We start from the raw sequence: 26,084 nt of genomic DNA, 5'->3' as shown, positions 1-26,084 counted from the left end.
CGCTGTTTGCCGCAGGCATGGAGTAATCCCGCTGATGCTTTATGCCCTCCGTCCCATCTTGGTTACAGACCTATCGAGGAGGCGCCTTGAAGTAATTTTAGAGGTAGCGGGAAGGGATTTTGTCGCAAATATTATTAAAAATCATATGGCTAGGCATCGATACGATTCCTGTCTCCGCACCACAGATTAGTTTCTAAAGGTTTATGACTGTCTAAGAAACGCCCCGTAGAGCCCGCATAATGCGGGCTCTGTTGTTTCTAGCTGTCGGGTTTTGACCTTGGGCCTAGGCTATGCAGGAATATAGGCAGGTAGAGGCCGCCTGCTCAACAAGCACTCAAGCCAGCCCCCTGTGGACAGTTAATCAGGCCCCGCTCAAGGCGCCATCGGCCGGAGTCCCCAATAGCTCTACAACCTGATGCGTCTCTGCCAGCGCCGGGGCGTTTGCCACCACCAAGTTGTCCGCACCAAACGTTTTCGAAAAATTCCCCTGCAACCCGATCTCGAACCGGTCGCCTTGGGCATCGGCATCGAAATCCTTCAGGTAGGTACGGTGGTTCGCCGTGTCATACACCACCTTCAAAGTGCCGTCGGTGCCGTCACCCAGCCCGGTATAGCCCAGCGCCGACACGTCGATCTTGTCCTGTTTGGTATCGAAATTTACGATCAGGTCATTACGGCCGCGCAGGCTGTCGCTCTTCTCTGTGTAGAGAAAGGTATCTACCCCGGCACCGGCCGTTAGCAAGTCATTTCCGCCATTGCCAATGAACACGCCACCGTCGCTGCCTGCAGTGAAGATGTTGTGGTAGCCGTCGTCGGTAAGTGTCGCGGTGGCGCGGTCGAACGTTGGGTTGCCGGCGAAGATGAAGCGGTCCACATCCTGCAAGCTTTCCACGCCGTAGCGATCGGTGTTGTTGGAGTAGACTACGAAGCGGTTGCCCTCCGAGTCGGCCTCGAACGACTGCGCCACCATCTTCCCGAGCGCTTCGTCGAAGGCGTAGTTCAAGGTGCCATTGTAGCCGTCGCCCAACCCGGTAAAGCCCAGGCGGGAGACGTCCAGCACGCTGCTACCGACGTGAAAGAAACGTACCTCATCAACGCTAGAGGTGCCGGCCGCATCGTTGACGAAGCTGTCGGTCACTTTGTCGAACTGAAACGTTGTATGCCAGCCTGGATAGTAAGTGTCTGCCCCTGCACCTCCGGTAATGGTGCTGGCATACTTGGGCGCGCCGATGAAGTCATCGCCATCAGTGCCGGTAACGTACCACTCCTTCTCGCTGCTGTCGTAGGGGAACTCTTCACCGGGCGCCATCGTATACATGAGCGCGAAGTTGCCGGTGTTGATTGCCGTGTGGTCCCCGGCCAGGCGTACTTCAAAAGCGTTGCCGTTGGCATCCTTGTCCAGCGAATACACGTAGGTAATGTTTTCATCGGCGTTGTAGCGCACTGCCAAGTCGCCGTTGCGGCCATCGCCTACTCGCTCCAGCCCCAAGGCGGTGAGGTCGAGCACATCTTTGCTGTCGTTGAAGTTCTCGATCAGGTCGGAATGCGAGCCCGAGGCGTTGTAGTAGCTGTCGGACAGTGCGGTGTAAATGAACTGGCTGGGTATATACCCAAAGTTGAGGGGGTGCGAAACCAGTGTATCGGCGCCCGCACCGCCAATGTAAATGTCAGAGCTGCCCACTCCGTCGAGCCTGTCATCGCCCGCGCCGCCGATCAGTACATCGCTCTTCTCGGTGCCGGTAATGGTGTCGTCACCGTCGGTGCCGATAAAGGTGGTGTAGGCAGGGCGGTTGATGTGCTTGATTTCGTCGTCGTTCGCCTTGGGCATGGCAGGGCTCTCTGAGCTATAGAAGGTGGCCGGGAGCGACTGCCAAGCATGCGAATGGCCGGGAGTTTCGCGTGCTGCTGCTAAAGCAGCATATGCCCATGAAAATGGCATTAAGTTCCCTTTGGAGTGCTCAACTGACCCTGGGCATTGAGCTGATGCTTGGCTTGCTAAAAAACCACCGAATCGGCACTCGTTAACCCCGGCTTCTGCAAAGTGCGTTTATCACAAATCCACAAGGTGCTTTCGCCAGACACTTACGACAGGCCGCAACCGAATCATTGCGCAGAGTACTTTCAACGGATATGCGAAGCCTCAGCGTGTGGTTTCCAACGCCTTTCGTATTTCTTGAGCTACCCGCTTTTCGATACCTGCCTCATCCTCTCCAGTGGAGTGAGCTGCACAGCATACGGCGGAGTCACCTACGGCACATCGGTAGACCGCAATAACGCTTCCTGGGCCTACTCCGGTATGCCCCGCCAACATCAGGTCACCTTTGATTTCCCCTCGCATCAGGCCAAGTGCGTAACCGGGTGCTAGCCAAGGCCGGCCTGCTATCGGGCCACCCAGTATTCGTGTCGCCTGCATTTCCTGAAGCAGATTGTCGGGCAGGAGGCCTCCAGCGAGCACGCCATCCAGCAGCCGGGCAGCCTCTGAGACAGGACCAATCAGCAATCCGTGGTAGACCCAGCCGGGGTCGTAATTCAGCGAACTACCAGGGAATCCCGCATTCAGTTCTGCCCGCTCCGTTGCCAAGCGAGCCGTTGCGATGTCGAGCGGATTCAGGACTTGCTGCCTTATAGCGTCTGCGAGCGGCAGATCGGCGGCACGCTCGATGATTTGGGCTACCAGCATGAAACCAACATTCGAGTAACGCCAACCTGTTCCGGGGGTGTATCGGAGTCGGTGCCCCTCCAGGCGCCTCATCATTTCGCCTGCGGGCCATGCGGACTCATGGTTGGCTATAGCAGCGTGGTACTCGGGAAGTTCACCATAGTCTGCAAGGCCCGCCTCGTGACGCAACAGCTGGCGCAGCGTAAAAACACCTTCGGGAAGCGAAGCACCCAAGTCGAGCCGACCGTCGCGCACCAGTGTAAGGGCAGTCGCGGCTAACACGGTTTTCGTGAAACTCCACCAGGGCACGAGGGGTTCGGCTGGCAAAGATGGCGTTATAAGTCGACCGTCGATAAGGGTAGAGATCAGCATTGGGTACTCACACAGGAATGACAGGTCAGTGTGGAGAGGGGGCAACAACGTACCCATTACCGCCTCACAAGCTCCAACCTGATTTTTTTTGATGTGGGGTTTCTACGCGGATGTCTATATGCCTGACAGCCATTCATATTAAAGCGCTGGGTTGCAGGTCTCACAGCCTAAAGACTCTGATAGCGCCGCTCAAAATCACTGGCCAGTTGCTCAAGCGTGATGCTTCCCAAACGGTTGATGAGCAAAGCCTGCGCCTCGTCGAACACGTCGGTGAGCGCAGCGTTCACCGCTTGTTCAACCAGGCATTGTGGGTGGTCGGTCGACAAGCCAATGGCGAAAATCGAAGAAGAGCCCAATGCATGGTGAATGTCTAGCAACGTCATATCCGCTAGCGGTTTAGCCAATGTCCAGCCGCCCCGGTGCCCCTTTTCTGAGCGCACGTAACCCTTATCCTTGAGCAGCGCCATGGTGCGCCGAACCACTACCGGATTGGTACCAAGCATTTGCGCGATGGTGTCAGAGGTTGAGGGTTGATCGTGGCGCGCCATATGGATCAAGACGTGGAGCATGCGTGATAGCCGCGTGTCATTTCTCATGTAGATCGGTTTCCTGAATTACTGGATGCGAGTATCGCTCGCCACAGTAAAAGTTACGAGACTATTGACAGTCCAATATCTCGTAACTTACGTTGTATCTAGACTTGTCCAAGGGTGAAAATTCAGGGGGGCTGATCCATGGTGTATGACGTGATTATCGTAGGCGGGAGCTATTCCGGTATTTCTGCAGGCTTGCAACTGGCACGGGCGCGCCGCCAGGTTTTAGTCATAGACGGAGGACGGCGACGCAACCGATTTGCCAACCACTCACATGGGTTTCTGGGCCAAGACGGCCGTGATCCTGGCACGATAGCCAGTGAAGCACGGACACAACTGTTGGCGTACCCAACGGTGACGTGGGTGTCCCAATCTGCTATCCAGGCGAGTACAAGCCCCTCCGGCTTTAGGGTTAGTGTCGAGCGCGGGGAACAATTCACAGCGCGGCGTTTGGTCCTGGCCACCGGTGTAGTGGATAAGCTGCCTGACATTCCCGGAGTGTTCGAGCGGTGGGGGCAGCGAGTGTTTCATTGTCCGTATTGCCACGGATATGAACTGGATGGCGGACACATCGGGGTATTGGCGGCATCCCCTTTGGCTATCCATCACGCTCTTATGCTGCCCGACTGGGGGCCTACCACGCTTTTGCTCAACAAGGTATTCGAGCCAGATGCCGAGCAACTGGCCAGCCTGGCCGCGCGTGGGGTTACGGTAATCGATGAGCCAGTTTTGTCGGTCAGCGGAGCACAAGCCGATGTAACCCTCGCCAGCGGCCAAGTCATCACATTTGCAGGGTTGTTTACCCAGCCCAGAACCTACATGAGTAGCCCATTGGCAGAGCAATTGGGCTGTGAATTTGAAGCAGGGCCGACGGGTGAATTTATCAAGGTCGATGCGATGCGTGAAACCAGCGTCAAGGGCGTATTTGCCTGCGGTGATGCAGCGATAGGCGCAGGCAATGTCGCCATCGCCGTGGGAGAGGGCGCACGCACCGGCGGCGCGGCACATCAGTCGCTTATGTTTCGCTGAACACGGGGAGCAATGGGCAGGAGCAACCTAAAAAAGCTGAGGATCAACGCGGGCAACACGCCATGGAAAATAATCGGCTTGAGTGGTGTCGGAACGAAGGCATGCCACCGGATAGCCTAATGAGACGACACTCGCTTTTGCCCTACTGAAAAGGAAGTCTTCATGTTCGAGCGTAACAAGCTGGTTCCAGAGTTGATGGTTACGGACTTAGAGGCCAGTTTGGATTTTTGGGTAATTTGCCTCGGTTTCGAAGTGGCTTATCAACGTCCAGAAGACGGATTTGCCTACCTTGATTTGAATGGTGCTCAAGTGATGCTGGAGAAGGTAAACCCGGACACACGTCAATGGCTCACCGCGCCTTTGAGTAAGCCGTTTGGGAGAGGGATCAACCTCCAGATTGATGTTATCGCTGTCGCGCCCATTATCCAGAAGCTCGGCCAGGCTGGGTATGCGCTCTACCGAGGCTGCTCAGACACCTGGTATCGGGCTAATGATGTAGAGGTCGGCCAGCGAGAATTCATCGTTCAAGATCCCGACGGGTATCTCATCAGATTGGTCGAACCCTTGGGTGAAAGGCGCGTTTCTTCGCCGTGGTAAACAGCTTCTGGCCGGTCGTTGCCCTAGGTTGGCTAGTGACAGGTGAGTAGACTCTACTTTCGCAAAATATCGCGATTTTTAGGCTCTTTTTCCATTGCCTCTTTCCCCCAAAACATTTTCATGCAGCCTGGACCCATAGCCTAGACGTTGCCCAATATCGGCAATCGGGCAGGTAGCCAAAAAACGGTGAAAGCTATCCCTTTCGCCCAACGCAGAAAATTGATGCAGGTACTGCTCACATCTCTGTTCCAAACAGCTAGGCTTGAGGGCCTGACTTCAAGGACATTGAAAATGGATTGCGAACGAACGGCTGACGCCAGTACTTTAAAAGGTGATCGAATCGCCGCAGGTATAGGGCTCATCCTCAGTGCAGTCTTCCTACTTTCCCTGGCGGATGCATCTGTAAAATACTTCAGCCACCGGATGCCAATTTGGCAATTATTTCTTGGAGCCTCATTTATTTTAGTGCCCATACTCGGCACATGGTTGGTTAACGGAATAAAGAGTGAAACTATAGCGATTGGGTCCGTACGTTGGATCACAGCAAGGAGCCTGCTGTTGCTGCTGATGTGGGTCGCCTACTATGCGGCATTGCCCCTTATCCCACTATCTGTCGCTGCCGTGGCCATCTACACGACGCCTTTGTTCATCGCCCTTTTTGCGGCCTGCTTTGGCACTGAACGGCTCACTTTTCTTGGATGGTTGGCTGTGTGTCTCGGGTTCGTTGGTGTCACGACAGTGCTTCAGCCTGGTAAAGGCTCATTTACAGCAGCCGTGTTGTTACCTGTGCTTGGAGCGGTCTTTTATGGAATGGCTATGGTTGTCACACGGCAGCACTGCCGCGAGGAACATCCCCTAGTCTTGGCATTCGCGCTTAATGTCGCGTTTCTCATTGCCGCTTGTGCCGGCGGGATAGTGTCGGTTTTGTGTGAGGATTTTTCTGCTCAGGCGCCGTTTTTACTTTCTGCATGGCAACCTCTTGGCTGGCGTGAGGCAGGTTTTATTACCTGCTACGCGATAGCGCTAGTCACCATCAATACCGCGACCGCTAGAGCCTACCAATTAGCACCCGCAGCATTAGTAGGAACGTTCGATTACGCCTACCTCATCTTTGCCTGTTTTTGGGGCTACTGGTTCTTTAATGAGGTTCCCAGCGCAAGTACTTGGGTTGGCATGCTGATGATTTTGCTTGCCGGGTTGATGGTCTCGCGAAACTCGGCGTCTTAAGGAGGCCGGCGGTTATCTATACCATGTGCCTAATCTGGCCGGTCTTCTAAGGGCTGCATCGGGTCGGTAACGACCTGTCGCCGCCGGCAGCTACCGACCCCATGGGGACAATACCAATAGTTAGAACCTAGCCACTCCCCAAGCAGACAAGTGTGAGATCGATATGAAACAGGGTAAGGTCCTGTCCCGGAAATCGACGGGCATTCATAGGGGAATACATGCGGATCTGCATCACAGGTGCATCTTGTGCGGGTGTAACTACTTTGGGCCAGAATCTTGCTGCGCAGCTCGGGTTACGGCACGCGGATGTAGATGACTATTTCTGGATACCTACGGACCCTCCGTTTACGACCAAGCGGCCTGTCAGCGAGCGCGTGCCGTTAATTCAGCAAGCACTGGGCGAGGATGACTGGATACTAACGGGTTCATGTATGGGCTGGGGTGATGCACTACTGACTCAACTTGATTTGATAGTGCTTGTTGTGACCGATACACCTGTACGTCTTGAACGGCTAGCGGCTCGTGAGAAGGCTCGATTTGGAGATCGTATAGCCCGTGGTGGAGACATGCATGAAATACACACGGGCTTCATGGAGTGGGCATCACAGTATGATAATCCTACCTTTTCAGGGCGCAACCGAGCTTGGCACGAGCAATGGCTATCCAGGCAAACGTCTCCAGTCATGCGAATTGACGGGACAATAAGCACTGAAAGCATGACATTGGACGTCATCCGGGGGTTGTCGTAAGCCTGCATTAGCATACAACCAAGGTGCCGGCAGCGCTTCAGGACATAGAGATCACTGTTGGCAAGGAATGGCTGACGCTTTATCAATTCAACTCTCTCCACCCCCCACCCGTAACGCCCCTCCATTCGTTTTCGCCCGCAGGCAAGCAGAGGGGTATCTATCAGCCATTTGAATGCTCCTCAAAGCGTGGGCGATTTTCTTTAAGTGGTCCTCATACAGAGGGGCCGCTAGAGCGATGCGGCTATGACCCTCTGCCTTAACCGCTGACGGGGTATTTTCTGAAATACCTTGCTACGACGCCAATTTGGACCCAGTGACACATTGAAGGAAAATCCTAGCTTGAAAACCCAAGCGTATAGGTTACCCTTCATATGCCTACCGTAATGCGTATCGGCCGCCTGCGTGTGGTTATCTACCCTAATGATCACAGGCCCGCGCACGTGCACGTAATCGGTGGCGGGTGTGAGGCTGTATTTGTACTGAATTGCCTTGATGGTCCACCTGAGCTGCGTGAAAACCACTCGTTCAGCCAGCCCGAGCTCAACCGGATAGGTGCTTTACTAGCGACTGAGCTCATTACCATCTGTGAAAAATGGAGACATATTCATGGCCAATATCTCTGAACAAGTGGTGAAGGAGGCAGAAGCCCGTATGCAAGCGCGACTCGTAGCCGGGCCTACGGCCGTTACAGCGCATTATGATCTGCTTACCGCTCGGCTTAGGATTACTCTCAGCAATGGTCTGGAACTGGCTTTCCCGCCTTATCTTGCTGAGGGGTTGGCTGATGCAGAGCCAGATGAGCTAGCAGATATCGAGTTATCGCCTACCGGGCTAGGTTTGCATTTTCCCAGACTGGATGCAGACCTTTACCTGCCGGCGCTTTTACAGGGGATAATGGGCAGTAGTAAGTGGATGGCTCAAGCACTGGGTGCAAAAGGTGGCTCAAGCACGTCCAGTACCAAGGCAGCCGCGGCGCGGGAGAATGGAAAACTGGGTGGACGCCCTCGCCAGGCGGTAGTCCAGAAAACCCCTCTTGTACGCCAGGCAAACAAGGATTCTGCGGTCAAACGCATGGAAAGAGGCGATGCACCCTCGGAAGGTAACCCGCTTCGCTGAGGCGGGCCTGAAACTCGTCCCACAAGCGCTGCCTGTGCCACCAGAGCACGCCTCAGAACGCCTCACAAGCAGCGCTACCCCGCCCAGACCTCCACCGTCAAATGCCTCACTTCATGCACAGGCGCCACCCGTTTCCGTATCACTTCAACACTCACGCTCCCCACCGCACTCACAATGGCCGCATGGGCTTGGGGGCCCACTTGCCACACGTGAAGGTCGGTCACCTGTGCATCGCCAGGCGCTTCCACTAGCGTGCGGATTTCTTCAGCCACGTGCAGGTCGGTGCGGTCCAGCAGCACGGCTGCGGTTGTGCCCATCAGCGTCCAGGCCCAGCGTGCAATCACGATGGCGCCTACGATGCCCATGGCCGGGTCCAGCCATACCCAGCCCAGGTAGCGGCCAGCGAGGAGGGCGGCGATGGCTAGCACTGAGGTAAGTGCATCAGCCAGTACATGCACATAGGCCGAGGCCAGGTTGTTGTCATGGCCGTGGGACTGGTGGTGATCATGGTCATGGCCGTGGTGGCTGTGGGCATGCCCGCCAGACAGCAGCAGTGCGCTCACAATGTTTACGACCAGCCCGGCCACGGCGATGAGCGTGGCGGTGCCGAACTGGACATCAGCAGGGTGCAGCAGTCGTACTAATGACTCTCCCGCAATACCCACTGAGATCAGCCCTAGAATCAGCGCCGAGGCAAAGCCGCCCAAGTCGCCGACTTTGCCGGTGCCAAAGCTGAAACGGTCACTGGTGGCATGGCGGCGGGCATAGGTATAGGCGGCTGCAGCAATCCCCAGCGCCCCGGCATGGGTCGCCATGTGCAAGCCATCAGCCAGTAGGGCCATGGAACCGGTGAGGTAGCCGGCAGCGATTTCGCCCACCATCATCACTAGCGTAAGGGCGACGACCCAGAGGGTGCGGCGGGCATTGCGGTCGTGGTCGGTGCCCAGGAACACGTGGTCATGGCCATGAGCATGGGAGGTAGGGGCGGTCATTTGGAATACCGCCGAATGGCTTCCAGCAGCTCTTCGACACCCTTGGCCCGCGCTTCATCGCTGAGTGCGGGATCGGCAACGTGCGCACGGGCGTGGTCTTCGATGATTTCATCCATCAGGCCGTTGATGGCCCCGCGCGCAGCTGCGACCAGGTGAAGTGTCTTTGCGCAGTCCTGATCGGATTCCAGCGCCCGTTCTACGGCCTGTATCTGCCCGGCAATGCGTTTTACCCGCTTGATCAGGCTGTCTTTGTGCTCGGCGATGTGGCCCATACCCTACCCCGGTATCCCTTATAGGCTACTATCCTTGCATACCCCCACCCCCTATACAATCAGTTACCCAAGCGTGCCGTCAGCGCATTCAATTGCCCAGACAAATCATGTAAGCGGCCGCTGGCCTGTTCGGTGCCTTGCACGTGCTGCTGGTTGGCCACGCCGATGGTGGTGATCTCCGTGAGGTTGCGGGAGATGTCTTCGGCCACGGCGGTCTGCTCGGCGGCAGCGGTCGCGATCTGCTGGTTCATGCCGCGGATCGATTCAATGGCAGCGGTGATGCGGCTCAGCATGGTGCCGGTCTGGCCCACATGCTCGGCGCTTCGTTCGCTGCTCTGCCGGCCGCTTTCTATAGCACGGGCAGCGTCGTTAGTACCCAGCTGTACGGCATCGATGATCTGGTTGATCTCGGTGATGGACGACGACGTACGTTGCGCCAGGCTACGCACTTCATCGGCGACGACCGCAAAGCCTCGGCCGGCCTCGCCTGCACGGGCGGCTTCGATAGCGGCGTTGAGGGCCAGCAGGTTGGTCTGCTCGGCAATGCCGCGAATCACTTCCAGCACCTTGCCCACCCGGCCGCTGTCGTTTTCCAGCTTGCGAATCACGGTAGAGGTGGTGTCGATCTCGCCTCGCATCTGGTTGATGGCGTTGATGGTGGCTTGCATCACTTCACCACCGCGCTGGGCAGACTGGTCGGCCTCTTCGGCGGCGTGGGCGGCTTCCTGTGCATGGTTGGCCACTTCCTGCGCCGTAGCGGACATTTCGTGCATGGCCGTGGCTACTTGGTCCGTGCGGCTGAATTGTTCTTCAGTGCCCTTGGCCATTTGCCGGGCAATCTGGTGCAGGGCAGAGCTGGCCCCGTCCAGTTCAGTCGCGTTGCGCTTGAGGCGTGTAAAGGTTTCGTCCAGGAAGTCGCGCAGCGTATTGGCGGCAGTGGCCAGCTGGCCCAGCTCGTCCTGCCGGTCATTGTGCACACGGTCCTTGAACTTGCCCTGGCTCAAGTCAGCCACATAGGCGATCAGGCGGGTCACCGGTTCTACCAGGCGACGGCTTACCAGCCACAGGCTCAGCACGGCCACCACTACCGCTGAAGCGATCATCACAGCCAGGCCAAGCCAGAGCGCACGCTCGGTGGTGGTGCTGATGGCTGCAGCCTGGGTGTCAGCGTCGGTGGAGATATCCTTGGCCAATTGGCTAAGCTGTTCAGTGGTAGCCCGGTCAACGCCCTGTACGGCACGGTCGCCGGCCACAGGGTCGTCATCGGCGGCGGTGAAGGCATCACGGCCTTTGCTGTAGGCTGCAAGCAACGCCTGGTGGCTGTCCCGCAGCTGTGTGGCGCGTTGCTTGAAGTCGGGTGTGAGCCCAGGTGCCGCGATAAGCTCGCCAAGCAGGCCTTGCACAGCACGGTGACGGTCCTCAAACTGCCCCCAGTATTTGGAAGCATCAGCCGGTTGCTTGCCACGCAGCAATACGTTTTTCCATTCCTGCACTTGCACTTTAAATTGCAGGTTGGCGTCTTCGACCAATTTAGAGGCATGGACAGGGCCGTCAACCAAGGCACGGTAGTCGTGTACGCCTCGGGCCAGAAACTGGAAACAACCAAGGGCGATCAGCAGGATCGCCAACAGGCTGCCGCCGATGAGCAGTAGCATTTGCGCCTTAAGGGAGGTCTTTAACGACATGGAGAATTCTCAATCAAAACGTGGCGGTTTGCGTTATCCAGACCCTCCCTGTCCGTCGCTTAACTCATCGGCTGTGAAACAGCCGGCTTGAATGGCGAGACGACCTTTCGTCTGTCTTTTCAAAGAAAAAAGGCCACCGGCCGAAAACGCCCTTTACGGGTGTTTTGAACGTGCAAGCGAACGGCTCACCGGACTGATGTCTAAGTGACATCATTTTCACCGTATTGGAGGTTTTAATGCTCAGGCCAGTATTCGAGCAACCCTTTGTAGCAGTAGGGTGTGCACAGTGCCGTGCCCTGGAAACGCTCGATTTCCAGTTCACTATGGCCTTCCAGCCTATCGTCCATGTGCCCAGTGGGCGGCCCTTTGCCTATGAGGCGCTGGTGCGTGGGGTAAACGGAGAGGGGGCGGCCGACATTCTGGCCAAGGTGAATGATGCCAACCTTTATCGCTTTGACCAGGCCTGCCGAGTGAAGGCCATCGAACTGGCCGCCGGGCTAGGCTTGGCGCGCCTGCCTGACTGCAAGCTGAGCATCAATTTCTACCCCAATGCCGTGTACCGTGCAGAAACCTGTATCCGCGCTACCGTCGAAGCCTCGCGCCGGTTCGACTTTCCTTTGAACAGGCTGATGTTCGAAGTGATGGAAGGGGAGCGGGTGGAAGACCCGGTACACCTGCAATCGATCTTTGCTGAATATGCCCGCCAGGGGTTTACCACGGCCATCGATGATTTCGGGTCGGGCTATTCGGGGCTGAACCTGTTGGCAACGTTCCAGCCCCACGTGATCAAACTGGACATGGTGCTTACCCGCAACATCGATGACGATCGGGTTCGCCAAGCCATTGTGTCGGGCATCGTGCTGGTGGCGCGTGAATTGAATATCCAGATCGTAGCTGAAGGCGTCGAAACCCAGGCCGAGCGCGATGCCTTGCTCAGCTTGGGAATCGAACTGATGCAGGGTTACCTGTTTGCCAAGCCGGAGGTGGAGGCCCTGCCGTTGGCTGGCGTGTAGTTCAAAAGTTGGCTGGCGTGTTGGCGCTGATGATTTCTGCCTCGTCCTGGCCAATGTTCTTGAAGCTGTGGGGCAGGGTGGTGGAGAAGTAGTAGCCGTCGCCTGGTTGCAAAATGCTCACCTCGCCATTGAGGGTCAGCTCGATGGTGCCTCGAGTCACCAGCCCGCACTCTTCGCCCACCGGGTGGACAATGGGTTCACCACTGTCTGCCCCGGGCGCGTATAGCTCGCGCAACATCCGCATGTTCCTGTTCTTGACGGTGGCGCCCACCAGTAGCAGGCGCAGGCCATGGCGGCCTAAGTCCGGCTGCAGGGCCGCGCGGAAGACATGGGCATTTTCCACAGGCGCCTCATCAGCGGTGAAAAAGTCTGCCAAGGACATGGGAATGCCCTCCAGCAGCTTTTTCAACGAGCTTACCGAAGGGCTTACGCGGTTCTGCTCGATCAGCGAGATAGTCGCGTTGGTCACACCGCTGCGCCTGGCCAGCTCTCGCTGGGACAACTGGTGACGTTCACGCACCATTTTCAGTCGTGGCCCGATATCCATAGCACCCTTATCGATAAGAAGGTAAATGCGGCCCTGGCCGCTGGCAGGCTCATGTGCAGCGGCTCAGGTTACAGGCTCAGGCGCATGGACAGGTCGATGGCTTTCACGTCCTTGGTGAGGGTGCCGATGGAAATGAAGTCCACCCCCGTTTCAGCGACGCTGCGCAACGTACTGTCATTAATGCCGCCACTGGCCTCAAGTTTGGCCTGGCCCGCTGTCAGCCGCACTGCCTCACGCATGTCATCCGGGCTCAGTTCATCAAGCATGATGATATCCGCACCCCCGGCTAATGCTTGCTTGAGCTCGTCCAGGCTTTCCACTTCCACTTCCACAGGCTTGCCCGGGGCAATGCGACGTGCGGCTTCAATGGCGGCGGCAATGCCCCCGCATGCGGCAATGTGGTTTTCCTTGATCAGGAAGGCGTCGTACAGGCCGATCCGGTGGTTGTAGCAACCTCCACAGGTGATCGCGTATTTTTGCGCCAGGCGCAGCCCAGGCAATGTTTTGCGGGTGTCCAGCAAGCGTACGCTTGTATGGGCGACCTGGTCGGCATAGTGCCTTGCCCGCGTAGCGACGCCAGACAGCAACTGCAGGAAGTTGAGCGCGGACCGTTCACCTGTGAGCAGCGAACGAGCAGGCCCTTCCACACTGAACAGCGTTTGGCCAGGCTCGGCACGCGCAGCCTCTTCCACGTGCCAATGCACGGCTACACGCGGGTCCAGCTGGCGGAATACCGCATCGACCCACGCACTGCCCGCCACCACGCAGGCTTCACGGGTAATCACGGTCGCGCGCGCCAGGCGCTCGGCTGGTATCAGCTGAGCGGTAATGTCGCCGGTACCAACATCTTCAAGCAATGCACGGCGCACATTGGCTTCGATTTCCGTGGCCAGGCCAGCGGTCTGTACAGGGGGCATGGGCAGCTCCGTAGGCGAATTCGGGGGCGATTATAGGGCAGTGCCCGGTGGCTGCGTAGCCCGTGTGTGACGGGGTTGGCAAACCGGGATTTTTAGCGCTGGCTGGGAGCTTTTCCCATTTCGCAAGGTCTATGCACCATTGGAGCCCGTGCGGTTTTTGCGTAACGCAGGCATTAGCGATAAGGTTCACGATTGGCGCTGCCAGAGTTTGACGCCACCCTTACGGCACGTCATGCTCGGCCGCGGCCGAGCGCCCAACCCAAATCCTCAGGAGCACGTCATGTCCACAGATGGCAAAGTGGTACCTCTCAAGGTGCCTGCCGACCCGGCTTCATCAGCCCCGTTGGCCCGCCTGCCTGTGGTACTCCTGCAGGTGCGTGACAAAGCGGCTCAGCAGCTCAAAGAGGGGCTGCAAGCGTTGTTTGATAACGCGGACGATACCCTGTTTGAAATGGCAGACAAGGCTCAGAACAACGTTGACCAGAATACGTTTTTCGAAGCCATGCGAGACCTTCGCCTCAAGCGCAAGAGTATTGAGCGCGGGTTCCTGGAAAAATTCTACGAATCGTTCGTACGTATTGGCCAGTATGAGGTGGCCGCTACCAGCGCTGCAGCTGTCACTTACGACAAGCTCGCCCTGGTTCCCCATGACGAACTGGAACGTACCGTGGCGCTGGACGCCATGGTCGGCAAGGTCCTGGCCCGTGACGGCCTGGCGCTAGGCCAGCTCACTACGCGCCTCAATACCTTGGTACCGCGCAAGCTCAACGACGATACCAACCCCCTTGGGCCGGCCATGCTGTGCGAGTTTTTCCTGCAGGCTGGGCGAACCTTGGGTGTGGAAATCAAGGTCAAGCTGATCATCCTCAAGCTGTTCGACAAATACGTGCTCAGCGACACGGACCACCTGTACGCCGATGCCAACCACCTGTTGATCGCTACTGGCATCCTGCCTGAGCTGAAAGCCGCGCCCAGCCGGCGTGCTGAAGATCGCACAGCCACCGCCCGAAAGCGGGAGGAACTGAGCCAGAATGCTACGGCGCTGCAGCAACCTTCGGCCCAGGCGCCGCTGGATGAAAGCGTACGGGAAGTGTTTTCCGCCCTGCAGGAGTTGCTGCATACCGTACGGGGGACCGTTGCGCCTAAGCTGGAACACCCTGTCGAAGCCCAGCCTATCTCAACCAACGACCTGCTAAGGCTGTTGTCGCACTTGCAGCAATACGTGCCGACTCACCCTACCAGCCACGAAGACTATGACCTGCGTTACCAGCTTGAACAGCTGCTTACGCGCGTCAGCGTAAAAAGCGGCAAATTCCGTGTGGTCGGTGGCGTGGATGAAGATGTGATCAACCTGGTCGCCATGTTGTTCGAGTTCATCCTCGATGACCGTAACCTGCCAGATTCCCTGAAGGTATTGATCGGCCGGCTGCAAATCCCGATGTTGAAAATGGCCGTGCTGGACAAGAGCTTCTTCAGCCGGGGCACCCACCCCGCCCGCAGGCTGCTCAATGAAATCGCCAGCGCGGCCATGGGCTGGAGCAACCGTGGCGAGTCCGAGCGGGATGCGCTGCATGCACGTATCGAGCAGATCGTTCAGCGCTTGCTTAACGACTTCGTAGACGACCCTGCGCTGTTTTCAGAGTTGTTGGTGGACTTCCTGGCGTTTACAGGCGAAGAGCGCCGTCGCAGTGAGCTGCTGGAACAGCGTACCCGGGATGCGGAAGAGGGGCGTGCACGTGCGGAAATGGCGCGAGCCCAGGTGCAGCATGAGCTGAACCGCCGGTTAGTGGGCAAGACGTTGCCACAGGTTGTGGTGCGCCTGCTGGAAGAAGCGTGGAGCAAGTTTATGCTGCTGACCTGGCTTAAGCATGGGGCGCACTCGGACGAGTGGAGAGCCGGGCTGGAAACCATGGACCAGCTGATCTGGAGCGTGGCGCCTCACGATGATTCACAAAGCCGCCTGCGGCTACTTGAGTTGGTGCCAGGCTTGCTTAAGTCGCTACGAGAGGGGCTGACCAGCTCGGCCTTCGACCCGTTCGCCACCAGCCAGTTTTTCAGCCAGTTGGAGAGCCTCCATGTGCAGGCCTTCCAGCGCGAGTCCTTGGGCGCCAGCCTGCCAGACCCAGCCAACGACCCTGGCATGGTCCAGGTACTGGACGAAATTGTGCTGGCCGGCAGCGAACCGCCTTCAACACGTGAGGCTGCGCCGCGTCTGCCCGAAGGCGACCCCTCCCTTCAACAGGTCGACCGCCTGCGCCCTGGCATGTGGGTGGAGCTGGATGAAGACAGCGAAACTCGCCTGCGTTGCAAGCTCACGGCCATCATCGAAAGCACGGGCAAGTACGTATTCGTAAACCGTACTGGCATGAAGGTGCTGGAGAAGTCTCGCATGGGGTTGGCCGCAGAGTTTCAGCAAGGCAGCATTCGCATTCTGGATGACAACCTGCTGTTCGACCGTGCCCTGGATGCCGTGGTAGGTAAACTGCGTCAACTCAAGGCGTGATGTGTCGACGCTGCGCAGGCTGACGGAACAAGGCATACTGCGCGCTTGATCGACGCTTCACAAGGAACTCCTATGCACCTTGATGAGGTCCGCCTGGATCCCGTCTCCGGCTGGTGCCATGGCGTGCGCCATTGCCCTTCGCCCAACTTCAACACGCGCCCTGGTGATGACGTTTCACTGCTGGTGATCCATAACATCAGCCTGCCACCGGGCGAGTTCGGGACAGGCAAAGTGGTGGAATTCTTCCAGAACCGCCTGGACCCTGCCGAGCATCCCTATTTCCAGAGCATTTCCAGCCTAACGGTGTCTGCCCACTTCATGATCGAACGAGAAGGCGACATCATTCAGTTCGTGTCCTGCAGGGATCGCGCCTGGCATGCCGGGGTGTCGACGTTCGAGGGGCGGGCCGGCTGCAATGACTTTTCTATTGGCATCGAGCTTGAGGGAACGGACGACCTGCCCTATACAGAGGCGCAATACCGTAGCCTGGCCCGGCTGGCTGAACAGCTTCAAAGCCTGTATCCCGCCATCGCCCCCTCAACGGTTCAGGGGCATTGCCACATCGCTCCAGGCCGCAAAACCGACCCTGGGCCAGCCTTTGACTGGGACCGTTTCCGTTCCACCCTCGCACCCGGCAAGGAGGGCAATGCGTGAGTTTTCTGGTGCTGTTGGCCGTTGTATGGATCGAAAAATTTTCAGCCTGGCGCTTGCGCATTCAGCGCGACCGCTGGTTTTTGAACGCCTTGCACGCGCGTGAAACCCAAGCCGGGTTCTCAAGCCAGCCTTGGCTGCTGTTGGTTTTACTGATTGGCCTGCCTGTGATGGGAGTGGCCGTGGTGCTGTGGCTGCTGGCGACGGTCGCTTATGGCTGGCTGGCCCTGCCGGTGCACCTGCTGGTATTGCTGTACAGCCTGGGCAGGGGTGAACCCAAAGTGGCCATGGGGCCTTTGCGCGATGCCTGGCGCCGAGGGGATGCCTCGGCGGCAGCGCATGTGGCGGCAAGGGACCTAGGCGTCGCCGCAGACAGCCCTGGGGCGCTTATAGAGCAGGTGCAGGGGTGGCTGCTATGGCAGGCCTTCCAGAGCTTCTTTGCCGTTGTATTCTGGTACAGCCTGCTTGGCCCTGCGCTGGCCTTGGCGTATCGCTTGCTTGCCATTACTGCCGAGCACAGCCAGCACCCTGAGGTGAGGGAGCAGGCCCGTGTGCTTCGCCACGCTTTGAACTGGTTGCCTGCGCGCTTGCTGGGAGCCAGTTTCGCACTGGTGGGAAACTTCGTGGCGGTGTGCCGTTGGATGCTGCGTGAGCTGCTGGACTGGCACGGCAGTGCAGCACGTTTTGTTGCCCACACCGGGTGCCTCGCTGCGGACCTCTCGGCATCGGCTAGCGACACGGCGCCTGTGGCAGGCATCGATGCGCTGTGGGCCTTGCTGCAACGGGCGGCTGTGCTGTGGTATGCCCTATTCGCCGTGTGGGCGTTGCTGTATTAACGCGTGTAGCGTGGCCAAGGCCCGCGTTTACAGGGCGGTTTCGCTCCAACCAAACAGCTCAAAGGCATTGCGGCGGCTGGCCTCGGCCAGTACCTGAGGTGCCACGCCCATCAGCGCAGCCAGGGCCTGGCAGATGGCGGGCAGGTGCACCGGGCTATTACGCAGGCCGGGGTACATGCTGGGTGCCATGTCAGGCGAATCGGTTTCCAGCACCACACTCTCCAAGGGCAACTGCGGTATCACCTTGCGCAGCCGCAAAGCCTGTGGCCAGGTAGGGGCGCCGCCAAGGCCCAGCTTGAACCCCAGCTTGAGGTATTCCCGCGCCTCCTCCCAACTGCCTGCGAAGGCATGGATCACCCCGCGCCGGGGAACCTTGTAGCGCTTGAGGGTGGCAATCGCGGCCGCGTGGCTGTGGCGCACATGCAGCAGAACAGGCAGCGAAAAATCCACTGCCAGTTGTAGCTGCGCTTCGAACAGCCACTGCTGGCGCGTGCGGTCCAGGTGCTTGAGGTAGTAGTCCAGGCCAAATTCGCCCAAGGCGCACAGCCTGCTATTGCCGTTCAGGCGTTCCAGCCAGCTGCGCAGGTCATCTACGTGGGCCTGGGTATGCTCATCCAGGAACACCGGGTGTAGGCCCAAAGCCGCATACACGCGCTTGTCCTGCTCAGCCAGCTGCCATACCCGTGCCCAATTGGCGCGATGAACACCCAACACTACGGTTCGCTCCACACCGGCGGCTTGGGCAGCGTCCAACAAGGCGCTGCGGTCGGCGTCAAAGTCTGGAAAGTCCAGGTGTGTATGGGTGTCAATCAGCCTCACACCAGGTGCTCGTCGATGCGCTGCTTGAAGGTCCGAGGGATGGCATACACACCGGGTTGGTAGTGTTTTTCTTCCAAGGCTGTGAGGGCGATATCCAGCGCCCGACTCGCAATCAGCTCGTGCTGCTGGGCCATGGCATTGATGGGCAAGGGAAGAAAGTCCAGCAGCTGAGTATCGCCAAACGTGCCCAGGCGCAGGGTTCGGTCAGCAGCGGCACGGCTTTGCAATACGTCAAACACGCCTTGCAGCAGCACGTAGGAGGTGGTAACCAAGGCATCGGGCAGGCCACCCAGTTCAGCAATCAGTTCTTCCATCAGCCGCTGGCCCCACTCTCGGCTGAAGGCGGCGCCCTCACGCACCAGTACCGTGCCTGAGAAGTCTGCCAAGGCAGCCGCAAAGCCACCTGTTCGCGCCTTGCTGATGCTCAGTTCAGGCCGTGCGCCAATCAGCGCCATATGCCGGGGCGAAGGGGCCAGCAGGCTGGCCGTGAGCAACCGGGCCGCTTCCTGGTCATCGCTGACTACCGAGCAAAATAGATGAGGGTCCATTTGCCGGTCTATGGCAATGACCGGGGTGCCACGGCTCTGGATTTCGCGATAGCAGCTATCATTGCCAGGCAGGCAGCTGGCTACGAACAACGCATCGCAGCGCCGGGCGCGAAACAGTTGCTGCAACTGGCGTTCGCTGTCTGGCTCGTCGTCCGAGCTGGCAATCAACAGTTGGTAGCCGCGCGCCCGGGCTTGTTGCTCCAGGATCTTGGCAATGCGTGCATAGCTGGGGTTTTCAAGGTCGGGAAGAATAAACCCTAAGGTGCGCGTTCGCTGGCTGCGTAGGCCCGCTGCCTGGGGGTTGGGGGTGAAGCCATGGGCGTCCACCACAGCGCGTACCCGGGCAACAGTCGCGGGGCTGATACGCTGCTGCGTGGCCTTCCCATTGATGACGTAACTGGCGGTGGTGACCGAGACCCCGGCAAGCCGAGCGATATCGCTGAGTTTCAAACAAAGGTTCCTTGTATGACCCTAGGTACGGCATGCGCCCAAGTGGGCGGCAGGTGCATTGTCGCCTATCTGCCCTGCAGGCGCAGGCTCACTTTCTCACCCTTCGCCCGACGGCAGGCTTTCCCTTGTTGAACGAATTCGAGTAACGTTCGCGGTTGGATAGATTAAACGTTTCAGCTTGATGCACCACGAGAAAAACAGGCCCTTCTCCGGTCTCATATTCAATGGCAACCCAAGCGCACTGCCTGCGCTGCACTTCAGGATAGCTCTGGCGAGCTGAAACACTCACAACAATACCTGAGCGACCGCTTCAACGGCGCGATAAGGAGTCAGCATGCTCGAGCTCACCTCTGAGCAGATTTCCATGGGCCAGGCCGCTGCGGATAAGCCCGCTGCATTGCGCCTGATGGCTGATCGGCTGGTAGCCGATGGCTTGGTTGCCGAAGGTTATCTGCAAGGCCTGCAAGACCGCGAAGCCCAAGGGTCTACCTACCTGGGCCAGGGCATCGCAATTCCCCACGGCACGCCCGCAACCCGTGACCAGGTTTTTACCACCGGTGTGCGCCTGCTGCAGTTCCCCGAAGGGGTAGACTGGGGCGACGGCCAACGGGTGTACCTGGCCATCGGTATCGCGGCCAAGTCCGACGAGCACTTGCGGCTGCTGCAGTTACTCACCCGAGCCTTGGGTGAAACCGACCTGGGCGAAGCCCTGCGCCGGGCCAGCACGCCGGATGCCTTGCTCAAGTTGTTGCAAGGCGCGCCACAGGCCTTGGCGCTGGACGCCCAGATGGTCAGCCTCAGCCTGCCCGTGGACGACTTCGAAGAGCTGGTATGGCGGGGTGCACGCCTGTTGCGCCAAGCCGAATGCGTGGGTAGCGGTTTCGCTGGCCAATTGCAGCAGATGGCGCCACTCCCCCTAGGCGAAGGCCTATGGTGGTTGCACAGCGAGCAAGGTGTTGGCCGCCCTGGCCTGGCCTTTGTGACGCCGGAGCGGCCACTGACCTACCAGGACCAGGCTGTGAACGGCCTGTTCTGCCTGGCCAGCCTCGGCGAGGCCCATGAGGCCCTGTTGGAGCGCCTGTGTGCGCTGTTGATTGCCGGCCGTGGCGAGGAACTGTTCCATGCCGCGAACAGCCGGGCCGTGCTTGAGGTACTGGGCGGTGACATTCCGCCAGACTGGCCCAGTGCGCAGGTCACCCTAGCCAACGCTCACGGCCTGCATGCACGCCCAGCCAAGGAGCTGGCGCAACTGGCCAAAGGGTTTGATGGTGAAGTGCAGGTTCGCGTGCTGGGAAGTGGCGAGGCCCCGGTGTCCGCCAAAAGCCTTAGCCGTTTGCTCAGCCTGGGCGCGCGCCGAGGCCAGGTGCTGGAAGTGGCCGCCGAACCCACGATCGCTGAACAGGCGCTGCCCGCCTTGATCGCCGCCATCGAGCAGGGGCTTGGTGAAGAGGTGGAACCGCTGCCTCTGGTTACGCCCGAGCAACTGGCCAGCGTCCCCAGTACGCCTGTTCAGGTAGAGGCCCCCGCGGCCGGTACCACCTTGCGGGCTGTGGCAGCCGCCCCTGGCATTGCCATCGGCCCGGCCCATGTGGAAGGGCCCCAGCAGTTCGATTACCCCGCCAAAGGCGAGTCGGCAGCCGCTGAGCGGCAACACTTGGAAGCTGCCATTGGCGCTATCCGTATCGACATCCAGCAACTGGTGGAGCGCGGCGCGGCCCAGTCCATCCGCGATATCTTCATCACCCACCTGGAAATGCTGGACGACCCTGCATTGATCGATGAAGTGTCACTGCGCCTGCGCCAGGGTGACAGTGCTGCCGCGGCTTGGGTTGCCGTGATCGAGTCGGCCGCCCAGCGCCAGGAGGCCCTCCATGATGCCTTGCTGGCCGAGCGTGCAGCCGACCTGCGCGATATCGGCCGTCGTGTGCTGGCACAGCTTTGCGGTGTAGAAGCCAGCCGAGCGCCGGACGAGCCCTATGTGTTGGTGATGGATGAGGTGGGCCCTTCAGATGTGGCTCGGCTTGACCCGGCACGCGTGGCCGGCATTCTCACTGCACGAGGTGGTGCCACGGCCCACAGCGCTATCGTCGCCCGCGCCTTGGGCATTCCTGCTGTAGTCGGTGCTGGTGAAGCCGTGCTGCGCATAGCGTCGGGTACTGTGCTGCTGCTGGACGGGCAGCGCGGCCAGGCTACCGTAGCACCTACCCAGGAGGCCTTGGCGCGTGCGCGTACCGAGCGCGACCAACGCGCCGCACGCCTGGCCGCTGCCGCTGAGCGCCGCCATGAGCCTGCGGTAACGCTGGACGGCCATGCTGTGGAAGTATGCGCCAACATTGGCGAAGCAGCAGCCGTGGCCAAGGCCGTGGAGCAGGGGGCAGAAGGCGTCGGTTTGCTGCGCACCGAGCTGATTTTCATGGCCCACCCACAAGCGCCAGACCAAGCGACCCAGCGCGCTGAATACCAGCGGGTGCTCGACGGCCTCGAAGGCCGGCCACTGGTGGTTCGTACCCTGGACGTGGGCGGCGACAAGCCCCTGCCGTACTGGCCGATCGCGGCTGAAGAAAACCCCTTCCTGGGCGTGCGCGGCATTCGCTTGACCCTGCAACGGCCAGACGTGATGGAAACCCAATTGCGTGCGCTGCTCCAGGCCGGGCAAGGGCACCCCTTGCGCATCATGTTCCCCATGGTCGCGACCGTCGAGGAATGGCGCCTGGGCCGTGACATGGTCCAGCGCTTGCGCTTGGAGCATCCGGTAGATGACTTGCAAGTGGGCATCATGATCGAGGTGCCGTCTGCAGCGTTGCTGGCGCCGGTGCTGGCCGCTGAAGTGGACTTTTTCAGCATCGGCACCAATGACCTGACCCAGTACACCCTGGCCATGGACCGTGGCCATCCCACGCTGTCGGCTCAGGCGGATGGCTTGCACCCGGCGGTATTGCAGTTGATCGACATCACCGTGCGTGCGGCCCATGCCCATGGCAAGTGGGTAGGGGTGTGTGGTGAGTTGGCGGCTGACCCTCTGGCCGTACCCGTGCTGGTAGGCCTGGGCGTAGATGAACTGAGTGTGTCGGCGCGCAGCATCGCCGAAGTGAAGGCCGGCGTGCGCGCCCTTACCCTGAGCAATGCCCAGGCCCTGGCCAGGCAGGCGCTGGTGTCGGCAAGCGCAGGCGATGTACGGGCTTTGGTGGAGAACGCATGATGGCAAGGATTCTGACAATTACCCTTAACCCGGCGCTGGACCTCACCGTTGAGTTGCCAAGCTTGCGCGTTGGCGAAGTCAACCGTGGCGAGGCGTTGCATGTGCATGCCGCAGGTAAAGGCCTCAACGTGGCGCAGGTGCTGGCAGACTTGGGCCATGAGCTGACCGTGAGCGGTTTTCTGGGCGACGCCAACAGCGACCGTTTCGAAACCCTGTTCCAGCAGCGTGGTTTTACCGATGCCTTCATCCGCATACCGGGAGAAACCCGTCGCAATATCAAGCTGGCCGAGCGCGATGGCCGTGTGACCGACGTGAACGGCACAGGCCCCGATGTACCGGAGCACTTGCAGGCGGCGCTGTTGGAAAAGCTCGCTAGCCTGGCCCCAGGCTTTGACGTGGCGGTCGTGGCTGGCAGCTTGCCCAAAGGGGTGAGCCCACAATGGTTCCAGACACTGCTCGAAACCCTCCGTAGTGTGGGCGTGCGTGTGGCGCTGGACAGCAGTGGAGCCGCCTTGCGTGCCGGCCTGGCCTGCCAGCCCTGGCTGGTCAAGCCCAATACCGAGGAGTTGGCGCAAGTGTTGGATGAGCCGGTCGAAGACCTGCAGAGCCAGGCCCGCGCGGCCCAGGCGCTACATGCTCGTGGCATCGAGCATGTGGTGATTTCCCAGGGGGCGCAGGGGGTGAGCTGGTTGACCCCAAGCCAGGGGCTGCATGCGCAGCCACCTACCGTGGCCGTCGCCAGTACCGTAGGGGCCGGCGACTCGCTGCTGGCTGGGATGGTACACGGCCTGCTGAGCGAAGCGTCACCAGAAAGCACCCTTCGTACCGCCACGGCCATTGCCGCCATGGCTGTAACCCAGATCGGCTTTGGCATCCCAGACCGCGCCGCGCTGGCCCAGCTTGAAAGCGGCGTGAGCGTACGCCCCCTGTCGACCTCCCAGGAGGTGTCGAAATGAAACTGGCCATTATCACGGCTTGCCCCAGTGGCAAGATCTCCAGCGTACTCAGTGCGCGCCTGCTCGATGGCGCAGCACAGCGCCGCGGCTGGAGCACGTGCGTAGAGATCCATGACCCGCAGCACCCGGAACGCCATCTGTCGCCGCTGAATATCGAAGAGGCGGATTGGGTATTGGTGGTCAATACCGGCCCGGTAGACCTCGCCCGGCTGCAAGGCAAACGCGTGTTCCAGAGCACACCTGCTGAAGCACTGGGTAACGTGGATGCGTTCCTGGACCGCGCCATGGCCGAAGCTCAGCCCTACGAGGCCAGCACTTCGGCTGCAGCGCCTGCTGCCAGCCAACAGCCACGGCTGGTGGCCATTACCGCTTGCCCAACGGGTGTGGCCCATACCTTTATGGCTGCTGAGGCCTTGCAACAGGCCGCGACCCAGCTGGGTTATGCCCTGAAGGTGGAAACCCAGGGTTCTGTTGGCGCACGCAACCCCCTGACGGCTGAGGACATTGCGGCAGCCGATGTGGTGTTGCTGGCGTGCGATATTGAGGTGGCCACCGAACGGTTCGCAGGCAAGCGGATCTTCCGCTGCGGCACCGGGATCGCGCTCAAGCAAGCCAAAGCCATGCTGGACAAGGCCCTGGCCGAGGGGCAGGTGGAAGGGGCTGCGGCAGAAGGAGGCGCCGCGCCAGCACGCCAGGAAAAGCGGGGTGTGTACAAGCACCTGCTCACGGGGGTGTCCTTCATGCTGCCCATGGTGGTTGCAGGGGGCCTGCTGATCGCGTTGTCGTTTGTGTTCGGTATCGAAGCGTTCAAGCAGCCGGGCACACTACCGGCCGCGCTCAAGCAAATCGGTGATGCAGCCTTTACCTTGATGGTGCCCTTGCTGGCGGGGTACATCGCCTGGTCTATCGCTGACCGACCGGGCCTGGCGCCCGGCATGATCGGCGGGCTATTGGCAAGCACCCTGGGGGCCGGGTTCATTGGTGGCATTCTGGCGGGGTTTATCGCCGGTTATGGCGCCAAGGGCATCAGCAAAGCTGCGCGCTTACCGGCCAGTATCGAGTCGCTCAAGCCCATCCTGATCATCCCTTTGCTGGCCAGCTTGTTTACCGGGTTGGTGATGATCTACGTGGTAGGCGGCCCTGTGGCTGGCATGCTGCACGCACTCACGGACTTCCTTAACAGCATGGGCACCACCAACGCAGTACTGTTGGGGATTCTGCTGGGCGGCATGATGTGTGTGGACCTCGGTGGGCCGATCAACAAGGCGGCCTATGCATTCTCCGTTGGGTTGCTGGCAGGCCAGACCACAGGGCCCATGGCTGCGACCATGGCCGCTGGCATGGTGCCCCCAATCGGCCTGGGCCTTGCCAGCCTGCTGGCACGGCGCAAGTTTGCCCAAACCGAACGCGAAGCGGGCAAGGCCGCTGTGATCCTGGGGCTGTGCTTTATCTCCGAAGGTGCCATCCCGTTCGCGGCCAAGGACCCACTGCGTGTGATTCCGGCGTCCATGGTGGGCGGCGCGTTGACAGGGGCTCTGTCCATGTACTTTGGCTGCAAGCTGGTAGCGCCCCACGGTGGGCTGTTTGTGCTGCTGATCCCTAACGCGATCAACCATGCCTTGCTTTACCTGATCGCCATCCTCGCGGGTAGCCTAGTCACTGCCTTGGTGTATGCCGTGCTGAAAAAGGCCGAGTCTGCGCAACTGGTGGTACCTGAAGCGGCCTGAGAAAACGCCCGGCCTGGCACTCAAAACAGGCCGTCCGTTCGCCCGCTGCGCTAGCGCTCCGCAAGCTCCTACACGGTGGCATGCAGGCTGCTGCCGTCCGTGTAGGAGCGGGTGACCACCCGCGAAGGGGCCAGGCCAGGCACTCAAAAGGCCCCTCTGTTCGCCCGCTGTGCAAGCGCCTACACGGTGGTATACAGGCTGCTGCCGTGCGTGTAGGAGCGGGTGACCACCCGCGAAGAGGCCAGACCAGGCACTCAAAAAAATCCCTCCGTCCGCCCGCTGCGCAAGCGCCTACACGGTGGCATACAGGCTGCTGCCGTCGCGTAGGAGCGGGTGACCACCCGCGAAGGGGCCAGGCCAGGCACTCAAAAAAATCCCTCTGTTCGCCCGCTGTGCAAGCGCCTACACGGTGGCATACAGGCTGCTGCCGTCGTGTAGGAGCGGGTGACCACCCGCGAAGTGGCCAGGCCAGGTACTCAAAAGGCCCCTCTGTTCGCCCGCTGTGCAAGCGCCTACACGGTGGTATACAGGCTGCTGCCGTCCGTGTAGGAGCGGGTGACCACCCGCGAAGGGGCCAGGCCAGGCACTCAAAAGGCCCCCTCTGTTCGCCCGCTGCGCAAGCGCCTA

General features: G+C 59.7%; 23 protein-coding genes and 1 pseudogene. 13 read left to right on the top strand and 11 right to left on the bottom strand.

The genetic code is table 11. The features are described from left to right. Positions 1-361: 361 nt before the first annotated feature. The 3 genes from HBH25_RS11340 to HBH25_RS11330 all read right to left on the bottom strand — a co-directional run bounded on the left by HBH25_RS11340 (position 362) and on the right by HBH25_RS11330 (position 3,627). Entirely contained in the window at positions 362-1,828 is a 1,467-nt protein-coding gene (locus HBH25_RS11340; RefSeq protein ID WP_168084025.1) for a M10 family metallopeptidase C-terminal domain-containing protein, read from the bottom strand. 312 nt (positions 1,829-2,140) lie between these two features. After that, positions 2,141-3,031 (bottom strand): serine hydrolase domain-containing protein, encoded by an 891-nt coding sequence (locus HBH25_RS11335; protein WP_168084024.1) that lies wholly within the window; start codon positions 3,029-3,031, stop codon positions 2,141-2,143. 167 nt (positions 3,032-3,198) lie between these two features. After that, on the bottom strand, positions 3,199-3,627 hold the full coding sequence (locus HBH25_RS11330) for an Rrf2 family transcriptional regulator (protein ID WP_168084023.1): 429 nt from the start codon (positions 3,625-3,627) through the stop codon (positions 3,199-3,201). 138 nt (positions 3,628-3,765) lie between these two features. On the opposite strand from HBH25_RS11330, the gene HBH25_RS11325 reads away from it, so the two are divergent. From HBH25_RS11325 to HBH25_RS11300, 6 genes are all read left to right on the top strand, one after another. Then, positions 3,766-4,653: an NAD(P)/FAD-dependent oxidoreductase gene (locus HBH25_RS11325; RefSeq protein WP_168084022.1), complete on the top strand. Its 888-nt coding sequence runs from the start codon at positions 3,766-3,768 to the stop codon at positions 4,651-4,653. A gap of 162 nt (positions 4,654-4,815) precedes the next feature. Then, the gene (locus tag HBH25_RS11320) at positions 4,816-5,250 is read left to right on the top strand and encodes a bleomycin resistance protein (protein WP_168084021.1); all 435 of its coding nucleotides are present in this window, start codon (positions 4,816-4,818) and stop codon (positions 5,248-5,250) included. Between the two features lie 186 nt (positions 5,251-5,436). Further along, on the top strand, positions 5,437-6,477 hold the full coding sequence (locus tag HBH25_RS11315; RefSeq protein WP_168084020.1) for a DMT family transporter: 1,041 nt from the start codon (positions 5,437-5,439) through the stop codon (positions 6,475-6,477). 218 nt (positions 6,478-6,695) lie between these two features. Then, entirely contained in the window at positions 6,696-7,226 is a 531-nt protein-coding gene (locus tag HBH25_RS11310; protein WP_168084019.1) for an AAA family ATPase, read from the top strand. A gap of 371 nt (positions 7,227-7,597) precedes the next feature. Beyond that, positions 7,598-7,849, top strand: a complete 252-nt coding sequence (locus tag HBH25_RS11305) for a DUF4160 domain-containing protein (RefSeq protein WP_168084018.1) — start codon at positions 7,598-7,600, stop codon at positions 7,847-7,849. Continuing rightward, entirely contained in the window at positions 7,833-8,342 is a 510-nt protein-coding gene (locus HBH25_RS11300; RefSeq protein ID WP_168084017.1) for a DUF2442 domain-containing protein, read from the top strand. Before HBH25_RS11305 ends, HBH25_RS11300 begins: the two co-directional genes overlap by 17 nt. Positions 8,343-8,416: 74 nt before the next feature. Here the strand turns inward: HBH25_RS11300 and dmeF are convergent, their stop codons facing one another. The 4 genes and pseudogenes from dmeF to HBH25_RS23725 form a co-directional block, all read right to left on the bottom strand. Continuing rightward, positions 8,417-9,334 carry a CDF family Co(II)/Ni(II) efflux transporter DmeF gene (dmeF, locus tag HBH25_RS11295; protein WP_168084016.1) on the bottom strand — a complete coding sequence of 306 codons (918 nt, stop codon included), beginning with the start codon at positions 9,332-9,334 and terminating at the stop codon, positions 8,417-8,419. Then, positions 9,331-9,606 carry a metal/formaldehyde-sensitive transcriptional repressor gene (locus HBH25_RS11290; RefSeq protein ID WP_168084015.1) on the bottom strand — a complete coding sequence of 92 codons (276 nt, stop codon included), beginning with the start codon at positions 9,604-9,606 and terminating at the stop codon, positions 9,331-9,333. The genes dmeF and HBH25_RS11290 overlap by 4 nt, the downstream gene beginning before the upstream one ends. A gap of 59 nt (positions 9,607-9,665) precedes the next feature. Further along, a complete protein-coding gene (locus HBH25_RS23730; RefSeq protein ID WP_420708474.1) occupies positions 9,666-10,370 on the bottom strand; it encodes a methyl-accepting chemotaxis protein in 705 nt (234 codons plus the stop codon). A 228-nt stretch (positions 10,371-10,598) separates the two neighbouring features. Further along, positions 10,599-10,709: pseudogene (locus HBH25_RS23725) on the bottom strand (hypothetical protein); the annotation flags it as partial. 818 nt (positions 10,710-11,527) lie between these two features. Between HBH25_RS23725 and HBH25_RS11280 the strand changes: the two are divergent. Then, on the top strand, positions 11,528-12,304 hold the full coding sequence (locus HBH25_RS11280; RefSeq protein WP_168084013.1) for an EAL domain-containing protein: 777 nt from the start codon (positions 11,528-11,530) through the stop codon (positions 12,302-12,304). Position 12,305: 1 nt separating this feature from the next. Here the strand turns inward: HBH25_RS11280 and HBH25_RS11275 are convergent, their stop codons facing one another. After that, entirely contained in the window at positions 12,306-12,851 is a 546-nt protein-coding gene (locus HBH25_RS11275; RefSeq protein ID WP_168084012.1) for a cupin domain-containing protein, read from the bottom strand. 68 nt (positions 12,852-12,919) lie between these two features. Further along, positions 12,920-13,768 (bottom strand): carboxylating nicotinate-nucleotide diphosphorylase, encoded by an 849-nt coding sequence (nadC, locus tag HBH25_RS11270; RefSeq protein ID WP_168084011.1) that lies wholly within the window; start codon positions 13,766-13,768, stop codon positions 12,920-12,922. Between the two features lie 280 nt (positions 13,769-14,048). On the opposite strand from nadC, the gene HBH25_RS11265 reads away from it, so the two are divergent. The 3 genes from HBH25_RS11265 (at position 14,049) to ampE (ending at position 17,758) form a co-directional block, all read left to right on the top strand. Continuing rightward, the gene (locus HBH25_RS11265) at positions 14,049-16,271 is read left to right on the top strand and encodes a DUF1631 domain-containing protein (RefSeq protein WP_168084010.1); all 2,223 of its coding nucleotides are present in this window, start codon (positions 14,049-14,051) and stop codon (positions 16,269-16,271) included. Positions 16,272-16,343: 72 nt separating this feature from the next. Beyond that, complete coding sequence (gene ampD / locus HBH25_RS11260; RefSeq protein ID WP_168084009.1) at positions 16,344-16,925, top strand: 1,6-anhydro-N-acetylmuramyl-L-alanine amidase AmpD; 582 nt, start codon at positions 16,344-16,346, stop codon at positions 16,923-16,925. Beyond that, positions 16,922-17,758, top strand: coding sequence for a regulatory signaling modulator protein AmpE (gene ampE, locus HBH25_RS11255; protein WP_168084008.1), 837 nt, complete (start codon positions 16,922-16,924; stop codon positions 17,756-17,758). The genes ampD and ampE overlap by 4 nt, the downstream gene beginning before the upstream one ends. A 27-nt stretch (positions 17,759-17,785) precedes the next feature. On the opposite strand, the gene HBH25_RS11250 is transcribed toward ampE, so the two are convergent. Both HBH25_RS11250 and cra read right to left on the bottom strand, forming a co-directional pair. Next, positions 17,786-18,577: a TatD family hydrolase gene (locus tag HBH25_RS11250; protein WP_168084007.1), complete on the bottom strand. Its 792-nt coding sequence runs from the start codon at positions 18,575-18,577 to the stop codon at positions 17,786-17,788. Then, positions 18,574-19,575, bottom strand: a complete 1,002-nt coding sequence (cra, locus tag HBH25_RS11245; RefSeq protein WP_168084006.1) for a catabolite repressor/activator — start codon at positions 19,573-19,575, stop codon at positions 18,574-18,576. Before cra ends, HBH25_RS11250 begins: the two co-directional genes overlap by 4 nt. A gap of 334 nt (positions 19,576-19,909) precedes the next feature. Between cra and ptsP the strand changes: the two genes are divergently transcribed. Genes ptsP through HBH25_RS11230 form a run of 3 tightly spaced genes read left to right on the top strand, consistent with a single transcriptional unit; the run spans position 19,910 to position 25,457 of the window. Continuing rightward, the gene (gene ptsP / locus HBH25_RS11240; protein ID WP_168084005.1) at positions 19,910-22,774 is read left to right on the top strand and encodes a phosphoenolpyruvate--protein phosphotransferase; all 2,865 of its coding nucleotides are present in this window, start codon (positions 19,910-19,912) and stop codon (positions 22,772-22,774) included. Continuing rightward, positions 22,774-23,730 (top strand): 1-phosphofructokinase, encoded by a 957-nt coding sequence (gene pfkB, locus HBH25_RS11235; protein WP_168084132.1) that lies wholly within the window; start codon positions 22,774-22,776, stop codon positions 23,728-23,730. The genes ptsP and pfkB overlap by 1 nt, the downstream gene beginning before the upstream one ends. After that, positions 23,727-25,457 (top strand): PTS fructose-like transporter subunit IIB, encoded by a 1,731-nt coding sequence (locus HBH25_RS11230; protein WP_168084004.1) that lies wholly within the window; start codon positions 23,727-23,729, stop codon positions 25,455-25,457. The genes pfkB and HBH25_RS11230 overlap by 4 nt, the downstream gene beginning before the upstream one ends. The last annotated feature ends 627 nt before the right edge of the window (positions 25,458-26,084 follow it).

It is taken from the genome of Pseudomonas quercus, assembly GCF_012033695.1.
GTDB classification, from domain to species: Bacteria; Pseudomonadota; Gammaproteobacteria; order Pseudomonadales; family Pseudomonadaceae; genus Aquipseudomonas; species Aquipseudomonas quercus.
Note: the sequence above shows the minus strand (reverse complement) of the source record. Positions and strands in the feature narration are given on the sequence as shown.